Source organism: Naumannella cuiyingiana, assembly GCF_013408305.1.
GTDB lineage: Bacteria > Actinomycetota > Actinomycetes > Propionibacteriales > Propionibacteriaceae > Naumannella > Naumannella cuiyingiana.
Map to the genome: position 1 here is coordinate 1,150,603 of NZ_JACBZS010000001.1, position 16,992 is coordinate 1,167,594.

The window sequence follows — 16,992 nt, forward strand, 5'->3', positions numbered from 1 at the left end:
TCCTCAGTTGCCCGCGCCAACCAGGAACGGGGTTCGCCGCTCGACAGCGGATTCCGCGAGTCCGGCGGCGATTCGATGTCGCCATTCCGCCATCGCGGGGCGAGCGGTCAGGTACGAGACGTCGGCGCGGGCCCGCTCCGCGATCTCGGCCGCTGCGGCCGCCGACCGGCCGCAGAAGATCCGGCAGGCCGTCTCGGTGTGGGCCGCGGGGCTGGCGGCGACCGCCCTACCCCACGCCGCGATTGCCGCGCCTACGGCGAGTTGGGTTCTGAACTCCGCGCCGCGCATGGTCAACTTCCACAGGTCGTCCTGGCTGCCGCCGCAATAGGATGAGGCCAGTCCGATCCCCGCCCACAGCGCCTGGTGCCGGGAAGGCTCGAACCCGCGCAGTTGGAAGCCGACAAGGTCAGCATCCCCGCCCAGGGAGAACCACAACGCTCGGCCGACGCCCTGGTCGAACATCCGTCGCGAGTAGCTGGTCAAATCGGCGGGAACGCGGACATACGGCGGGTACGGCCGGCGTCGGAAGAACGCCTCGTGGAATCCGTAGCCGTCGGCAGTGACCCAGCCCAGCACCGGGTCGAGCGATGCCAGGCGCCTCTCCGGCGGCTGCCGCAGCCGGGCGTACGCGAGACCGACGCCGACATAGAAGGGGTAGCGGTGGTTGCTCGCCACCCCGCGTACGAATCGTCTGACTCGCTGCGCCGCCGGCGTCATGACGTCCAGCGCCGCTAGCCCCATCCCTGCGCCTTCCCAGGCAATCCCGCGAAGCTCGATCGGTGCGCTGGCCAGCCGCGCCTCGAGGTCCTCGGGCAGCGGATCGTGCAGGGCCGCGTGGTAACCGTCGACGAGGGTCTCGGCAATGGCACCGAATCTGGTCCAGGCGAGTGGTGAGAACCCGTCGCGTTCGAAAACCGATCGGGCCGAGGAGACCCCGAACAGGCGTCGCCGGATCTGGCCGCTCACTGTCATGATCTGTTCCTTCCCGGGCCGGTACCGGCCACGATCGACTGTTGCCACTGCAGCGCGACTGCCTCGCGCCACCGCGGGTAGGTCCCGGCATCGGGCGCCGCCGGCGACGCAGCGATCATCGGGAGCAGGGCCGCCGTCCGGGCGGCCACCTGTCGAGCGTCGGCCCACCACAACACCTCACTGGCGAGGTCGGTGTGCGGCGCAGCCGACAACCCGCTCTGAGCGCGGAACACCGCGGCCACGGCCACCCCGGTGGCCATCTGGGCGGCCCACGGACCGGCAGCATCGACCAACTCCTGGATTGCGTCTCGATCCAGGACGCCGGCGGCGTAGGCGCAGGCCAGTCCGACACCACTCCACAGATCGGGTTGCCGCGATGCCGGGAATCCGCTCAGGGTGTCGCGGATGCGTCCGACGTGCGCCCCGCAGGAAAACCACAGGGACCGCCCGACGCCTTGGTCGTAGGCGTTCGCGGCGTAGCCGGTGAGTTGTCGCGGCCGGAAGTGCCGAGTGACTGCATCTGCCCATCGAAAGAAGCCGTCGAAGAAGCCGTACCCGTCGGCGACGAAGTACCGCATCAAGGGGTCCTGGGCATCGATGAACTTCATCGGGTCGCCGGGGAGACGTGCCAGCACCAGTCCGGCGCCGATGTGGATCAGACACCGGTAGGGCAACCCGGGACCGTAGCTGAACCGCGATAGGTCCGAGCGCCAGGGAAACAGCCGATCTCGGAGCATCAGGCCCATCCCGGCTCCTTCGTAGGCGATGCCCCGCACCTCCGCGGGCTGGCGGTCCATGGCTGCCGCGAGCTGGTCGTGATCTGCCAGGTCCAACGAAAGGTAGAAGCTGTCCACGAGGGTCCTCGCAACAGGCTCGAACGAGGCCCAGGTCTGGTCCATATCGGGATGTGAGCCGACCCGCTGAGCTGCCAGCTCGGGAAACTTCTCCGCCGCAAGACCCAGCGTCGCCTTAGCGAGTATGGACAGCTTGAGCTTCATCACCGCTCCTCCGCGCTCTCGTGGGGTCAGCCGCGACTGCGGCGTCGGACGGCTGTCGGTCCACCACAGCGGGGAGGAACCTCCCGTAGGCGAGGTTGAACAACGGGGTCGCCATCAGTGTGGTCAAGATCGCCATCAGGACCAGCATCGTGAACAAGGTCGGCGTGATGAGGCCGGCGCTGAGGACTATGTTCAACAAGATCAACTCCATCAATCCTCGAGCGTTCATCAAGCTTCCGATGGCCAGGGACTCGCGGCGATCGACCCGATGCGCACGCGCCGCGGTGTAGCACGCGACTCCCTTCGCCAGGACCGCGACGATGACGATCGCCGCGGCGACCAACCACAGGGTCGGCGTGTTCACCAGGCCGAGTTCGGTATTGAGTCCCGAGTAGACGAAGAAGAGCGGGAGCAGGAGTGCCTTGACGGCCGGCTGGACCTTGGTCCGCAGTTGCTCGTTGAACCCGGACGCCCGGGGCATCACAGCGCCGAGGACGAACCCACCGAAGATGGAGTGGATCCCGACCGTGTTCGTGTAGAGCGCGGCCGCGACGATCAGGACAAGCACACAGATGAGCATCGCGTCGTTGACATTGGGGACCCGCCGGACGACCGCGTTCAGCAGGCGCCGCCCGATAGTCAACATCACGACGACATAGACGAGACCTCCGGCAACGGCGGCGACAGCCAGTACGCCGTTCCCGCCGACCAACGCCAGAACCACGGCGAGGAAGATCCAGGCAACGGCGTCATCTGCCGCGCCCGCGGACAACGCCAAGGTACCCAGCGGGGTGCCGCCGATCCCGCGTTCCTGAATGATCCTCGCCAACATGGGGAAGGCGGTCGTCGCCAGCCCCGCACCGAGGACGAACATCGCCACCGGGAGGATCACGTCGGCCGTGAAGTACTGCCCGCTCTGGGCGACTAGAGGGATCGCCAGGATCGACCCGAGCACCATCGGGGTCGCCAGTCCGGCGATCGACACCGAGAGTCCGGCCTTGGCCTTCTTCTTCAGCAGGCCGATGTCGAACTCCAGGCCGATGGTGAACATGTACATGACCAGGCCGAGCTGGCTCAGTACGTACAGGGTGGGCATCAGATCATCGGGGAAGATCTGCTGTTGGATGTCGGGAAAGAACCGGCCGAACAGCGATGGGCCGAGAGCCACCCCGGCGATCATCTCGCCGACCACACGCGGTTGACCCACGTACTTGGCCAGGCTGCCGAATGCCGCACAGGCAAGGAGGATCACTGCCAGTGCCAGGCCGAACTCGAAAAAGACCGTGTCGCCGCTCATGTCAGGCTCGCTTCTCTGTGGTGTGGCGGAGGCGTTCGCGCCAGTGCGCATACGCGGGCTCTGGCCCGTCGCTGGGAAGGTCGCTCAGCGCGTCATTGGCCATGCGGCTGATCGTGCTGCTCGGCGCGCCGCAGAGCAGCGCCACGGCGCGCTCGTTGTGTTCGCCGACATTCGCCGGATCATGGCGGTTCTTGGCGGCGACGGCGGATCCTTCCGCGAGTCGGTCGGCATGGGGACCGGCGAATTCGAGAAGCCGCGCGATATCGGTCACGCCGGCGCCGCCCGTGTAGGAGCTGGCGAGGCCGATGCCCGCCCACAGGTCGCCGCGACGCGGTTCGGGAAATGCGTCGATCGTCGCTGCGACGATGTCGCTGGTGGCACCGGTACCGAACCAGATTGCTCGGCCGAGTCCTTGATCAAACACGGATAGTGCGAATCCACTGACGCCGGTCGGCACTCGTCGTTCCTGAACATGCCGGCGGTAGGAGAACAGCCCTTCGTGGAAGCCGTAGCCGTCCCACACCACCCAGCCGAACACGTCGTCCCTGAGGCGCCGGATGAAGCGATCGGGAAACCGACCGATCCGTGCGAGCCCCATGCCCGCACCCAGGTACACTGCGTACTTGTACGCGTGGGCGAACTCGTTCACGAACCGTCGCGTACGCTCACGCCAGGGCAGTAGCGTGTCGAGCGCCGCGAGCCCCACCCCTGCCCCTTCGTAGGCGAAACCTCGCAGTTCGCTCGGATACCGGTCGAGGGCACGGCACAACCGGGTCAGGCTCGGGGCCGCCAGGGCAAGCTGGCAGCACGCCGTCACGACGTCGACGACATGCGTCAGGCGCTGCTGGTTCTGCTGCGTGGCGGAGGGTAGGTGCCGAGGCGACACCCGGTAGAGCGGGGAGAGGATCACGCCCAGGCTAGCCATGGTGCTCTCCGTTCGCGCCCACCGTGTCCGGGAGAATCCAGCCGGCCAGCGTCTGCTGCAGTTCGCCATAGGCAAACGTCGACCTAGCGCCTTCCACTGCCGCGAATCCGTCGTCGACCAAGACTGCGGCGTCGTGAGCCGAGCGTCGGCACAAGATCTCGGCCGACATCGCGGTATCCGGTGTCAGGTTCCCCGCCTGGATACGGCCCTTCGCCACGAATGCAGCACCGACCGCGAGCTGGCGGCAGTGCTCACCGCTGTGTCGCTGGAGCCGGCGGACCTCGTCGGCACTGATGCCGCCGACGTACCCGCACCCGACGCCGACGCCGAGCCAAAGATCGGCACGGCGGTGGGCCGGGAACACCCGGAGAATCGAACTGATGTCGTCGACGTCGGCACCGGCGATGAACCACACCGACCGACCGATCCCCTGGTCAAAGATGCGTCGGGCATTCGGGCTGAGGTGGCCGGGCACCTGTTGGGCAATGATGTGACGGTCGGGCCGGAAGAACCCTTCGTGGAATCCGTAACCGTCCATCACCAGCCATCGCAGCACCGGATGCGAGAGCCTGTTCAGGAATGGTTCCGGGCGTCGTCGTAGTCGAGCCAGGGCCTCCCCCGCACCGATATGCGCCATATAGGCGTGCTGCCGCGCGGGCCCTTCGACGTACTCTCCGAAGCGGTCCCGCGTCGGCACGAAGCAATCCAGACCGGTCAGCCCCATGGCCGCGCCCTCGTAGGCATAACCACGCCAGGCGAGGTCCACCTCGTCGAGGCGAGCCACCAGCGTGGCCGGCCGGCTGTCGTCGAGAACCAGGTGATAGCCCGCGACCGCGGTGCGTACCGCCCTCTTGAGGTGCTGCCATTTCGCGCCGTTTCCCCGACTGAATCCGGTCGCCTCGACGTCGGATACGCCAATCATGCGGCGTTTCAGCTTCCGAACGATGCTTCTCACGTCCTGTCCTCCGTGACGATATCCATCTGCGGTCTGGCGCCGGGTGAGGCCGGACGCGGTTCGAGATCGACGAGCAGGTGTGTGATCTCGTCGTCGGACACCTGGGCCAGCAGGCGTTCGAGCTCTGCGGTGATCTCCTCGTCATCGAGCTCGTCATCGAGCTCGTCACCCGGGACCGGCACGGCGTCGTGGGCGTCTCCCGACCCGGCCCCGACCTGGCGGGCGAGTCGGTCGGCGAGGTCGCAGATGGTGGCACCGTGCAACAGATCTAGTACGGGCAGATCGACCTCCAGCACGGCGTGCAGCCGGTTGCGTACCTCGAGGGCCATCATCGAGTCCAACCCGAACGCGTTCAGCGATTCCGTGGTGGTGATCGCGGTGGGATCGAGAGCGAGCACCGACGCGACGACCTCGCGCAACACATCGGTTACGAGATCGAGCCGCTCGTCTGCCGGCGCTTCCAACACCTGAGCCACCAAGGAGTCGACCCGATCGTCGTCCACATCGCCGCTCAGCCGTCGGAAGAGCGGTGCCAGCTCGCCGGTCGGCGACGCTTTGCGCGCCGCGCCCCAGTCGGCGGAGATCACCACGACGTGCGACCGGTCAGGGTCGATGAGATAGCGGGTCAGGACCGCGGCACCCGTTTCCGGGGTGATCAACTCGATACCGAGGCGGCGGTACAGCGCTGCCAGCTTCAGGTCCTCCACCATGCCGATCGACCACGGTCCCCAGCCGATGCTCACCGCCGGCAATCCCTGCGCGCGGCGCAGTTGCGCCAGCGCGTCGATGAACGCGTTGCCGGCAGCGTAGTTGGCCTGTCCCGGCGAGGCGATGACCGCGCCCGTCGAGGAAAACATCGTGAAGAACCGGAGCCGCTCGGTGGAGAAGATCCGGTGCAGGTTCCACGTCCCGCTGATCTTGGGCCGAAGCACTCGCTCGAACTGCTCGGTCGTCATCTGCTGGATCAAGGCGTCGTCAACCACTCCGGCGGTGTGCACGACGCCTTCGATCGGAGCCCCGGAACGATTGATCATCCAGGTACGCAGGGCATCCTCGTCAGCGACATCGACCGCGGCGGTCTCCACCCGACACCCCGTCTCGTCCTCGAGAGTTCGCACGCGCTGCACGGCCGTGGCCAGCGGGTGGTCGGCGTCAAGTTCGTCCCAGTCCTGCCGATCGGGCAGCACGGTTCGGCTCATCAGAATGATCTGGCGCGCTCCGCTGTCGGCGAGTCGGCGGGCGACCACGAGGCCGAGCGCCCCCACGCCCCCGGTTACCAGATAGCTCGCCTCCGGGCTGAGCTCGACCGGGAAGGGCACGCCCTCGCGAGGCACCTTGTCCAATCGGGCCGTGTAGTGGATTCCGCTCCGGAAAGCGTTGTGATCGTCGATTCCGGACACAGCCGCGGTGACTATGTCCCGGACATCGGTGGCAACGTCGGCCCCGTCGATATCGATCAATCCTCCCCACGCCGACGGCAATTCCTGGTGGCCGAGCACGCGTCCGGTTCCCCAGATGGCGGCCTGGGTGGGCGATGGGGATTCGGTGTCGAACACCGCCTGCCCGTGACGGCTGACCAGCCAGAGTCGCCATCTCGGATCCGGCGCCACGCTGACCATTGCCCGAGCAAGCTCGAAGACCGAGGCCGAGGCAAGCACCTGTTGGTCCAGCGTCTTCGCCCCGCCGGCACTCGGATCCATCGTCGTGTTGGTCGCCCACAGGTGAATCAGGTGATCAACATCTCGCTCCACCAGGTACTGGGCCAGGGTCAGGTACTGACCCGGGTCGGCCGGGTTCAGCTCGATGGTTCCGTCGTCGCCGACCCACAGGCTGGGCCGCGATGCGGGGGAGACCCTGATCACCGACTTACCGGCGACAGTCAGTTGCTCGGCCAGCGCGTCGCCGACGCCGCGCTCGTCGACGAAGACCGCAAAGGTCTTGCCGTCCCAGCTCGCCGTCTCTGGCCGCTGGTCGGGCGGAGGCGTTACCGCCTCCCACTCGAGTTGGTAGAGCGACTGATTCACCCGCTCCGGCGACCCGCCGAATGCCGAGTCCAGCGACCGAGCGGTGTAGCCGGTGATCTCGGCCAGTAGGACTCCTTCGCCGTCGTGCAGCGAAACGTCGCAGGTGACTTCGTGGTCGCCGGCGGAGATGACCTTCGCGGTGGCCCGCATCGTGGCGGTCGGCCGACCGTGAATGGTGACTGATCGGATCTCGACGGGCAGGAACGCCGTGCCTGGCTCATCCGATCTGCCGAGCGCGCGGATCAGGGGCATCTGGAGAGCCGCGTCCAGTAACACGGGATGGAATCGATAGTCACCGAGCTGATTGGCCACAGCGTCCGGCGCGCTCACCGACGCGGTGATCGTGTCATCATGATCATCGATCTCGGCGATGGTTCGAAACGTGGGTCCGTACTGGAATCCCGACCCCTCGAGTGCAGTGTAGAACTCTGTGCCACCGAGGTGCCGGCCGTCACGAAGCTCGGGCCCGGCGATCGGCTCTGCCCCGGGATTGATCGTGGCGCGCTTGATTCGAGCGGCGGCGTGTACGGTCCAGGTGCGATCGCCACTCGGCAGGGCTCGGAATCCGGCAATCTCGATCGTCGCATCGTCTGTCCGCAGCGTGGTCCGAAGCCGTGGGTCGTTGGTGGCATCCAAGGTGATGGCTTGCAACAGCCGAAGATCGTGCACCGAGTAGCGACCGTCCAGGTATGTGTCGGCCGCAGCGGCGTTGATCATCTCGACCAGCGCCGCGCCAGGCACGAGGGAACTGTTCTGGATGCGATGGTCGGTTACGCCGGGCAACCATTCTGGCCCGACCTCGACCTCCCAGGTCGGATGCGGCGCATTCAGGCGTTGCCCCAGCAGCGGGTGCACCGGTTCGTAGTGCCGGTCCTCGGCGGCCTCTTTCGACTCGTTCCAATAGCTGCTCATCTGCCACGGATATCGGGGCAGGTCCACCAAGTCGCCGGTTCCCGGACCCGAATCTCCCCAGGAGATCTGATGGCCGACGCAGTGCAGCGCAGCCAGCGCAGAGTAGAAGGTCGTCTGGTCATCGGCACCCCGACGCATCGACGAGAGCAGTACGCCCTCCGTCGCCTGCTCGCTCAGCACCTCACGCATGGAGCCGGCCAGGACCGAGTGGGGACCGAGTTCGACGAAGTGGGTGTACCCGTCGTCGACCATCTCGGCGAAGGCTGCGGCGAACAGCACCGTGGCCCGCACGTTCTGCCACCAGTACCGGGCGTCGACAGCGGCGCCGTCGATTCTGGTACCGGTGACCGTGGAGTACAACGGGATCGTCGCCGACGCGGTCGCCAGTTCACCCAGTGCAGCGACGAGTTCGTCGCGGATCGGCTCCATCAGGTGGCTGTGGTAAGGCACCTTGACCTGCAGGAACTTGTGGAAGACACCAAACGTCTCGAGTTGCGCGGCCATCTTCTCGAGAGCCGCCGCATCGCCGGCCATGGTCACCGCGGACGGGCTGTTGACCGCCGCGACCGACACCCCGGGGCCGGCCTCACTAACTGCCTTCTCCAACGTCTCGGGCGACAGACCCACCGCCAGCATCCGTCCGGTGCCGGTCGCTCGCTGCTGCAGCCTGCTGCGATGGTAGGCGACCCGAACGGCCTCCTCGAAGCTCAGTACGCCGGAGAGGTACTGAGCCGCCAGTTCACCGGTGGAATGGCCGACCACCGCGTCCGGTTCGATCCCGTGGCTCTTCCACAGTTCCGCGAGTCCCACCTGGACGGCGAAGTTCGCCGGTTGCGCGACCTCGGTCTCGCCCATCCGCGACGCGTCCTCGGCGGCAAGCAGCTCCTGCACGAGTGACCACCCGGTGTGCTTGGCCAGCTCGTCGGAGCAGCGCTCGACGGCCGCCCGGAAGACAGGTTCGCTGTGAAACAGCTGGCGTCCCATCCCCCACCACTGGGGCCCCATACCCGTGCATACGAAGGCTACCCTCGGCTCCTTCGCGGCAACCGTGCCGGTAACCAGGCCGTCGGCCGCGCGACCCGCCGCGAGCGAACCGAACCGCTCGGCGGCCTCTGCGCCAGCACGTGCCACCACGGCCGCGCGATGATCATGATGCGTACGCCGAAGCGCAGCCGCGCGACCGATGCCGCGCAGCGTCGCCTCGTCGACGCCCGCGACCCGCTGCGCCATCAGGTGGCCGAGCTCGGCGAGGGCCTGCGGGGTCCGCGCCGAGATCGGGATTACGGTCGGCGCCCCGTCGTCTCCGGGCGCGGCCGCTGTCGGGGCCGCGCTCGGGGGTGCCTCGCAGAGCACGACGTGGGCGTTCGTACCCCCGAACCCGAAGGAGTTCACCCCGGCGATCCGTGGCCCGTTCTCGGGTCGCGGCCACGCCAGCTCCTCCGTCGGCACCAGAAGGTTGAACCGCTCGAAGGGCACCGCGGGGTTGGGGTTGTGCAGGTGCAGATGCGGTGGGATCTTCCTGTGTTTCAGGGCAAGTGATGTCTTGATCAGGCCAGCGACGCCGGCCGCAGCCTCCAAATGACCGATGTTCGTCTTGACCGAGCCGATCACGATCGGTTGGTCATCCTGGCGCCCCTCGGCGAGCACCGAGCCGATCGCCGTCGCCTCGATCGGATCCCCGACCGGTGTGCCGGTGCCGTGTGCCTCGACGTACTGCACCTGTGCCGGCTGGATTCCGGCCACGGCCTGGGCAGCCCGGATGGCCTGCTGCTGAGCGGCGCCGTTGGGCACTGTGATGCCGTCGGTCCGGCCGTCCTGCGAGACCGCCGTGCCCAGCACGACGGCGTAGATCGGGTCATTGTCGGCCTGCGCCTGGGCCAGAGGCTTGAGAACAACGACACCGGCCCCTTCTGCGCGGCCATAGCCGTCGGCTGCCGAGTCGAAGGCCTTGCAGCGGCCGTCCGGGCTGAGGAATCCCCCTTTGGATTCGGCGATGGTCATGTTGGGGGCGAGCATCACGTTGACCCCACCCGCGAGGGCCAGGTGACATTCGCCTCGCAGGATCGCCTGCGCGGCAAGATGGACGGCGACCAGTGAACTCGAGCAGGCGGTGTCGACGGACATACTGGGACCGGTGAAGTCGAACGCGTGTGAGATTCGGTTCGACAGCATCGTCATCATCATTCCGGTGGCGGAATGGGCCTGCAGCTCGTAGCGACTCTGAACGCCGTAGTTCTGCAGCAGTTGGTAGTCCAGCGTGAAACCTCCCATGAAGACGCCCACGTCAGTGCCCGCGAGTCGGTTGAGGTCCAGGCCGGCGTCTTCGAGCGATTCGAAGGCGACCCGCAACAGGAGGCGTTGCTGCGGATCGAGCCAGATCGCCTCTCGTGGTGAGATTCCGAAGAACTGCGCGTCGAACTCGTCGACGCGCGTCAGGAACCCACCGCGACTGACATGGGTCTTGCCGATCTTGGTGCGGTCGGCGTCGTGGAACTTCTTGACCTCCCACCGATCTTCAGGAATGTCGCGGGTGGCGTCCTGCGCCGAGCTCAGGAGCTTCCAGAAGGCTCTTGGGTCGGTGACTCCGCCCGGGAAGTGGCACCCGATACCGATGATCGCCACCCGGCCGTCCTGCGGCGGCGAGTCCTGGGGGTTGGCGATGGGGTTGTTGATGGTCATGCCACGTCACCTCCGTTGATCGACGAGTCAGGCTGGAACAGTGGGCTCAGTCGTCGCCGGATCTCGAGAACGAGAACCCGAGCCGCGGGGTGCAGATAGAGGTGGTCGCCGGGAAATACGGTCAGGTCGAAGCCCGCAGTGGTGTGCTCCCGCCAACCAATCAGATCGTTGCGACCGACTCGCACGTCGCGCTCGCCGCCGAAGACCGCGATCGGGACGTCCAGGGGTGCCCGATGCATGTATTCATAGGTGTCGCACAGCTCCAGGTCTGCCCGCAGCGTCGGGAGCAGCGCGCTCATCAACGCGTCGTTGGAGAGCACGTCCGGCGCCATGCCGTCCTTCGCCAGAACGATCTTCAGCACCTCGTCTGGGAGGTGGTAGATCCTGATGTTCGTCGAGGGCAGGTGCGGGGCACGGAACGCGCTCAGCATGAGGTACGCCGGCTGCGGCAGTCCTCGGGATCGAAGTGCACAGGCAACCTCGTAGGCGATCAAGGCGCCCATCGAGTGACCGAAGAACGCGAACGGCCGGTCCATCACCGTGACGAGTGCTCCAACCAAATCGTCCACCAGGCCGGCCATGCGGCGATGCGGCGGCTCGGCGAGCCGGTTCTCTCGCCCGGGTAGCTGTACTGGCAGCACCCGGAACCGGCCGTCGCCACCGTCGAGATGCTGCCAGCGGTGAAATGTGGATGCGCCCGAACCTGCGTAGGGAAAGCAGAACAGGTCCACCTCGGCTTCCTGACGGATCGCAGACGCCGGCAGGAACCAGGCCCCGGGGTTGCTACGCTGCCGAAGTCTCCAGAGCAGACGTCGCCGACTGCCCGGGTCAAGCTTCGCGACCTGCTCGGGGGTTGCCTCCGGTAGCCGATTGCCGCTCATCGCTCCCCCTGTACGCGAATCGGGCGTGGCTTGCGACCGGTGATCCAGCCGTCGCCGAGGGCGCGGGACCCCTGCAGCCCGTGGTAGGTCTCCAGCAGGGACATCAGCAGCGTCGAGTCGCGCCACGCCCCGGCCTGTCTGGTTTGCGCCGCCGTCGCGTGCGACGAGTCGTATTCGGCCAGCACGGTCGCGATGAGCTGACCCGACAAGAACTCGACCAACTCCACGTTCTGGATGAACTTGTCGGACAGATCCTCATCGACGTGCCCGGCGGTCATTCCGCTGTGCAGCGGTGCCATGAACTCGAAGTCGTAGAAGCTCAGGAAGGGATCGCCCTGGTCCCGGTCGGCCGCACCGTCAAGGTCGTCGACCGCTGCCCACTCCCGGAAGAACTGCTGCACCGCCCGACTCGCCACGCTGAAACGCGCGAGCCCGGTAACTATCTGCGGTTGATCGGCAAGCTTTCTGATCATGTCGTGGAAGTAGAGCAGTCCGGGCACGGCCCAGTAGGCGGCCGTGTCCCAGACGATCTTCGCGATCATCACGCGGGAGTTGCCCATTGCCGGGTACTGCCCCGCGTAGATCTCGAGCCAGCCGTCGGTGATGATCTTGAACATCTCGTTGTGGATGGCGCAGTTCTCCTCGATGTCCTCGCCGGCCAGGTCGCGGGTGACGAGATCGGTGATCAGCCCGTTGCTGATGGCGATCAGGTCCATGCCCGGCGAATAGAGCGGATCGAGAAAGATGCCGGCGTCACCGGTCAGGCACCAGCGGTCGGCGGAGAACACCTGCGATGCGCCGAATGCGTAGTCACGCATGACCCGGAAGTCCAGCACGTCGTCGATGCGGGACCGAATGGCTGCGGCGCACTGTGGTTCGTGGGTGTCCAGCCAGTCCAGCGCGCGCTCGAGACTGTTGAGTGCCGAGAAGTCGTGCAGGTCGGGATCGGTGACGATGCCGATGCTGGTCGCGCCCGACGCCAACGGGATGATCCAGACCCAGTACCCGCGACCCATCAGGTGGTTGGTGGACAGCAGGCGCCGGCTTTCCCGGATCCGGGCGTGCCACTCCGGCGTGTCCGACCAGTCATCGACGTCGATCTCGGCGGCAACTCGCAGCCACACGGCGTTCGCCCGGTGCTTCACCTTCTCCGACAGACCAAGCTTGCGCTTGATGAACGCGGCCCGCCCGGTCGAGTCGACGATCCAGCGTGCCTGGATGCTGCGCTCCACGCCCTCCGTCCGCAGCGTCACGGCGTGGTCGGACTCGCCGTTGATGCCGACGTCGACCACCTGTGTCGCGTCCAGCAGTGTCACATCCGGAAGCTCCGAGACGATGTCGGTCAACGTGTTCTCGAGGCGACCCCGATCGATCTGGAACGTTCCCACACGCTGCGGCGGCGCCACCGCGTGGCCCAGCTCGCGGCGCTGTGCGATGTCCCGATTGTCGCCGGCGCTGAAGAATACCCTGAGCCCGAACTTGTTCAGGTGATCACGCTGCAGTGGCTCCGCCAGCCCGATCACATCACGGAGATAGTGGGCCGCGATCTCGACGGTGGACTCCCCGACCTTGTGTGCGGCCTCGCGAACCGGGTGCCTGACCTTCTCGGCCACCAGGATGGAGAGATCCGGGCAGGCCCTACGTAGTTGTAACGCAAGGGTCAGCCCCGCGATTCCTCCGCCGAGGATCGCCACATCTACGTTCTTCGAGTCCACCTGCACCGGCTGCTCTCGAGTGGCGGTCGCGTCCATCATCCCGCCTCGGCTGCCGTCTCGGCCCGGGTTCCGAGCGATATCCACGACGGATCGATCGGATTGGCCTCGTTGAGCTTGCGATACTTCTTGATCAGCTCCGCCGACATGGTCTCGGTACGCCAGGCTCTCGCCTGCGTTCGCGCCTCGGCGCTGGGAGAAGCTTCGAGCCTCGCCGAGACGACGGCGAACAACTGACCGGCGAGTTGCTCGAGCAGCGCCACGTTCTTGGCCACCTGCGCGGCCAGTTCCGCCGGCGGCAAGCCTGCGTCCATCCCCGTGTGCAGATCGATCAGGATGTCCATCAGCGAGTAGGGATCGGCAAACACGTTGCAGGCGGTCGCCGAATCGACGGCGTTCCACTCGCGGAAGAACTGCTGAATGCGCGTGTGTACTTCCCAGGTCCGGTAGAGGGCGGCCAGCGACTCGAGATCCTCGGACAGGTATCTCAGGCGGTCGTGAAAGTACAGCAGTCCGGGAACGGCCCAGTAGATGATGGTGTCCCAGATCACCTTCGCGACAATCACCCGGGCATTTCCCAGGACCGGATACTGATCTTCGTAGGCGACCAACCAGATCTGGCTGAGCAACAGGTACACCTGGTTGTGGATCAGGGCACGGTCCTGGCCGCCATCGAGAGCGTTGATGATCAGGTCTGTGACCAGTCCGTTGCTGATTCCCATCAGGTCCCCGCCGGAGGAGTAGAGCGGGTCGATGGAGACGCCGGCCTCACCGGTCAGGCACCACCGATCGGCCGAATAGACCTGCTGGGCGCTGTAGGCGTAGTTCGCCATCACCCGGAAGTCGAGAACGCGGCCCAGGTCATGGCGGATCGCTTCCGCACACTGCGGCTCGTGATCAGCCAACCAGCCGAGCGCCTTGTCCAGGGTGTTGAACCCGGAGTGGGGGTGTATTCGCGGATCTGCAACGATGCCGATGCTGGTGGCCCCGGACGACAACGGAATCAGCCAGACCCAGTAGCCGTGGCCCATCAGATGATTCGTCGACAGGCGCCGCAGCCCGCATGGCACCCGTCGGCGCCAATCCGGATCGTCGGACCAGGTCTCGACATCGATCTCGGTGTCGATGCGCAGCCAACTGGCGTTCATCTGGTGGCTGACCGGGCGCTGAAGTCCGAGCTTGCGCTTCAGAACCGAGGCGCGACCCGAGGCATCTACGATCCACCGCGGGCTGACCTCCACCAGGTGAGACTCGCCCTGGATCGTTGCATGGTGCCGCTCCGCCTCCGGCCGTAGCTGGATGTCACGGACCTGGCGTCCGCTGAGGAAGATTGCCCCCAGATCTGCTGCCTTCTTCGCGAGGTAGTTCTCCAGCCGCCCACGGTCGATCTGGTACGCCGGCAGCGGGGCGTGCGTGATCTGGCCGTACTCGACTCGCCGCGCGATATCGGTGTTGTCCCCGTGGGTGATGAACATCCGCAGGCCGAACTTGTGCAACTGTTCGCCGTCGAGATGCTCCTGGAGCCCGAGCACGGTTCGCAGATAGTGGGCCTGCATCTCGACACTGGACTCGCCCACCTTGTGTGCCGCCTCCGCGACGGGATGTGGTAGCCGCTCGGCGATCATGACATCCAACGTCGGCCGCGCCCGGAGGAGCTGGATTGCCAAGGTGAGACCGGCAATGCCCCCGCCGATGATCAGAACATCAACTTCTGCGTCGTGCTGCCCCCGTGTCCCTGCTTGTTGATCATGCTGCGCCGACTTCATGAAGGGCTCCTTTCACTTCGGCACATCGCGACGTACGAATCCATCCCGGTGATGTTGGCGCGGCGGCACGACGGGACCGATAGGTCCTCCTGAGCGACGCAATCACCGGGTCACGCTGCCACTTCTGCAGAGCCGCGACGGTGGCGTCAGACGTATCTTCGGCCCGTTCCCGAATGATCGACTCGACGAGCTGGCCCGCAAGCTGCTCGAGAATCGCCCGATTCTCCGACAGGCGCCGGGCGATGTCAGAGCCGCAGTCCTCCGCCATCGCGTGATGCAGGTTCACCATGAAGTTCAACGGCGAGTACAGATCGACGAAGTCACTGGATGCCTCCCCGGATTCGATCGCGGCCCACTCGCCGAACAGCTGTTGCACCCGGTTGCTCAGGACCGCCAGTTGCTCGAGATCGCGGATCAGGCCGGCGTTCGTGCCCACATTGAGGAACCTGCCGTGAAAGAACAGGAATCCGAACACCGCCCAGTAGAAGGCCGTGTCCCAGATGACCTTCGACGTCATCACGGATGCATTGCCCAGCAGCCCGTACTGGCCCCGATAGATGCCGAGCCAGATGTCCGCAATGGCCAGGTAGAGCTTGTTGTGCGCGGCAGCCAATGCCGTCACGTCGGCACCCGCCAACGACTTGGTCACCAGGTCGCAGGCCAGGCTGTTCCCGATGGCGACCTGATCCAGCCCGGGCGAGTACAGGGGATCGAGGAAGATCCCGGCCTCGCCCGTGATAGCCCAGCGCTCGCTGCCCGAGAAGACCTGTTTGCACGCATATGAGTAGTCACGCATCACGCGGAAGTCGAGCACCTGGTCCCGGTGACGCTCGATGATCGCCGCACACTGTGGCTCATGCTCGGTCAGCCAGGCCAACGCCTTGCCGAAGCTGTTGATGTCGCTGAAGTCATGCTGATCGGCCGAAGCGACGATTCCGACGCTGGTGGCCCCGGTGGGAAGGCGGATCAGCCAGACCCAGTACCCGTCGCCCATCAGGTGCACGGTGGACTTTGACCGGTCGCCGTTCCGGATCCGTTTGCGCCACTCCGGATCCTCGCTCCAGGTGGTCACATCGATCGGGTGGTCGACGCGGAACCAAGCGGCATTGGCGTGATGGCCATTGCGGACCGACTCGTGTCCGAGCCTACGGCGAAGGACGCGCGCTCTTCCGGTCGCATCCACCATCCAGCGAGCGCGAAGTGGGTTGTCTCGGCCTGCGACTTCGACGAGATGGTCGTTCCCCTCGGCACCGACCTCGACCTCCCGTACACGGCCGTTGATCATCTCGATCCCGGCGGCGGAGCACCGTCGCGCCAGCTCGTTCTCGAGTCGGCCACGGTCGAGCTGATAGGTGGCCAGGAGCGGGAACACGGACCCACCGAGCTCGCGACGCGCGGCGATGTCGGTGTTGTTGTCGTGGCCGAAGAACATCCGCAGCCCGAACTTGCGGATCTGGTCCTGCTCCAGGTGCTCGGCCAGTCCCAGCACGTCTCGTAGATAGTGCGCAGCAATCTCGACGGTCGATTCGCCCACCTTGTGCGCAGCCTCGGGCACCGGGTGCGCGGACCGCTCCACCACAGCGACAGCGATGGCCGGGCTGCTCTGCTTGAGCTGCAGTGCGAAGGTCAACCCGGCAACTCCCCCGCCGAGTACGGCGACATCGAAGGTGCCAGCAGTCGACGAGACCCGTGGGTGGGCGCCAGCATCGACGGTGTTGTTGCTGACGCCGTGCTCACCGCCCCTGGACTTCTCGCGCAGTTGTCGTAGCAGGGCGCGACGTTGCTCCGGCGACAAGCCGATGATCTTGTGATCACTTGAAGCGGCCATGGGCACCTCCCCTTGAGTGCCTCCACTCTGGCCAGCTCGACTT

Annotated in this window: 9 protein-coding genes and 1 pseudogene; all 10 read right to left on the bottom strand. The window is 66.1% G+C overall.

The genetic code is table 11. The annotated features are described in order from the left end of the window. Positions 1-3: 3 nt before the first annotated feature. Positions 4-972, bottom strand: a complete 969-nt coding sequence (locus GGQ54_RS05325) for a DUF1702 family protein (protein WP_179444451.1) — start codon at positions 970-972, stop codon at positions 4-6. After that, a complete protein-coding gene (locus GGQ54_RS05330; protein ID WP_179444452.1) occupies positions 969-1,970 on the bottom strand; it encodes a DUF1702 family protein in 1,002 nt (333 codons plus the stop codon). Before GGQ54_RS05330 ends, GGQ54_RS05325 begins: the two co-directional genes overlap by 4 nt. After that, positions 1,942-3,267, bottom strand: coding sequence for a cation:proton antiporter (locus tag GGQ54_RS05335; protein ID WP_179444453.1), 1,326 nt, complete (start codon positions 3,265-3,267; stop codon positions 1,942-1,944). The genes GGQ54_RS05330 and GGQ54_RS05335 overlap by 29 nt, the downstream gene beginning before the upstream one ends. An 82-nt stretch (positions 3,268-3,349) precedes the next feature. Then, a pseudogene (locus GGQ54_RS05340) lies at positions 3,350-4,261 on the bottom strand (DUF1702 family protein); the annotation flags it as partial. Further along, positions 4,185-5,147 (bottom strand): DUF1702 family protein, encoded by a 963-nt coding sequence (locus tag GGQ54_RS05345; protein ID WP_179444455.1) that lies wholly within the window; start codon positions 5,145-5,147, stop codon positions 4,185-4,187. The gene GGQ54_RS05345 and the pseudogene GGQ54_RS05340, both read right to left, overlap by 77 nt. Next, positions 5,144-10,762, bottom strand: a complete 5,619-nt coding sequence (locus GGQ54_RS05350; protein ID WP_179444456.1) for a type I polyketide synthase — start codon at positions 10,760-10,762, stop codon at positions 5,144-5,146. Before GGQ54_RS05350 ends, GGQ54_RS05345 begins: the two co-directional genes overlap by 4 nt. After that, positions 10,759-11,643 carry a thioesterase II family protein gene (locus GGQ54_RS05355; protein WP_179444457.1) on the bottom strand — a complete coding sequence of 295 codons (885 nt, stop codon included), beginning with the start codon at positions 11,641-11,643 and terminating at the stop codon, positions 10,759-10,761. The genes GGQ54_RS05350 and GGQ54_RS05355 overlap by 4 nt, the downstream gene beginning before the upstream one ends. Then, positions 11,640-13,394: an NAD(P)/FAD-dependent oxidoreductase gene (locus GGQ54_RS05360; RefSeq protein ID WP_218843713.1), complete on the bottom strand. Its 1,755-nt coding sequence runs from the start codon at positions 13,392-13,394 to the stop codon at positions 11,640-11,642. Before GGQ54_RS05360 ends, GGQ54_RS05355 begins: the two co-directional genes overlap by 4 nt. Beyond that, complete coding sequence (locus GGQ54_RS05365; protein WP_179444458.1) at positions 13,394-15,121, bottom strand: NAD(P)/FAD-dependent oxidoreductase; 1,728 nt, start codon at positions 15,119-15,121, stop codon at positions 13,394-13,396. The genes GGQ54_RS05360 and GGQ54_RS05365 overlap by 1 nt, the downstream gene beginning before the upstream one ends. Next, positions 15,102-16,949, bottom strand: a complete 1,848-nt coding sequence (locus tag GGQ54_RS05370; RefSeq protein WP_179444459.1) for an NAD(P)/FAD-dependent oxidoreductase — start codon at positions 16,947-16,949, stop codon at positions 15,102-15,104. Before GGQ54_RS05370 ends, GGQ54_RS05365 begins: the two co-directional genes overlap by 20 nt. Between the last annotated feature and the right edge of the window lie 43 nt (positions 16,950-16,992).

Coding starts and splice junctions, on each gene's coding strand:
- GGQ54_RS05325 (WP_179444451.1), bottom strand. CDS start 972: ATGACAGTGAGCGGCCAGATCCGGCGACGCCTGTTCGGGGTCTCCTCG.
- GGQ54_RS05355 (WP_179444457.1), bottom strand. CDS start 11,643: ATGAGCGGCAATCGGCTACCGGAGGCAACCCCCGAGCAGGTCGCGAAG.
- GGQ54_RS05360 (WP_218843713.1), bottom strand. CDS start 13,394: ATGGACGCGACCGCCACTCGAGAGCAGCCGGTGCAGGTGGACTCGAAG.
- GGQ54_RS05370 (WP_179444459.1), bottom strand. CDS start 16,949: ATGGCCGCTTCAAGTGATCACAAGATCATCGGCTTGTCGCCGGAGCAA.
- GGQ54_RS05330 (WP_179444452.1), bottom strand. CDS start 1,970: ATGAAGCTCAAGCTGTCCATACTCGCTAAGGCGACGCTGGGTCTTGCG.
- GGQ54_RS05335 (WP_179444453.1), bottom strand. CDS start 3,267: ATGAGCGGCGACACGGTCTTTTTCGAGTTCGGCCTGGCACTGGCAGTG.
- GGQ54_RS05350 (WP_179444456.1), bottom strand. CDS start 10,762: ATGACCATCAACAACCCCATCGCCAACCCCCAGGACTCGCCGCCGCAG.
- GGQ54_RS05365 (WP_179444458.1), bottom strand. CDS start 15,121: ATGAAGTCGGCGCAGCATGATCAACAAGCAGGGACACGGGGGCAGCAC.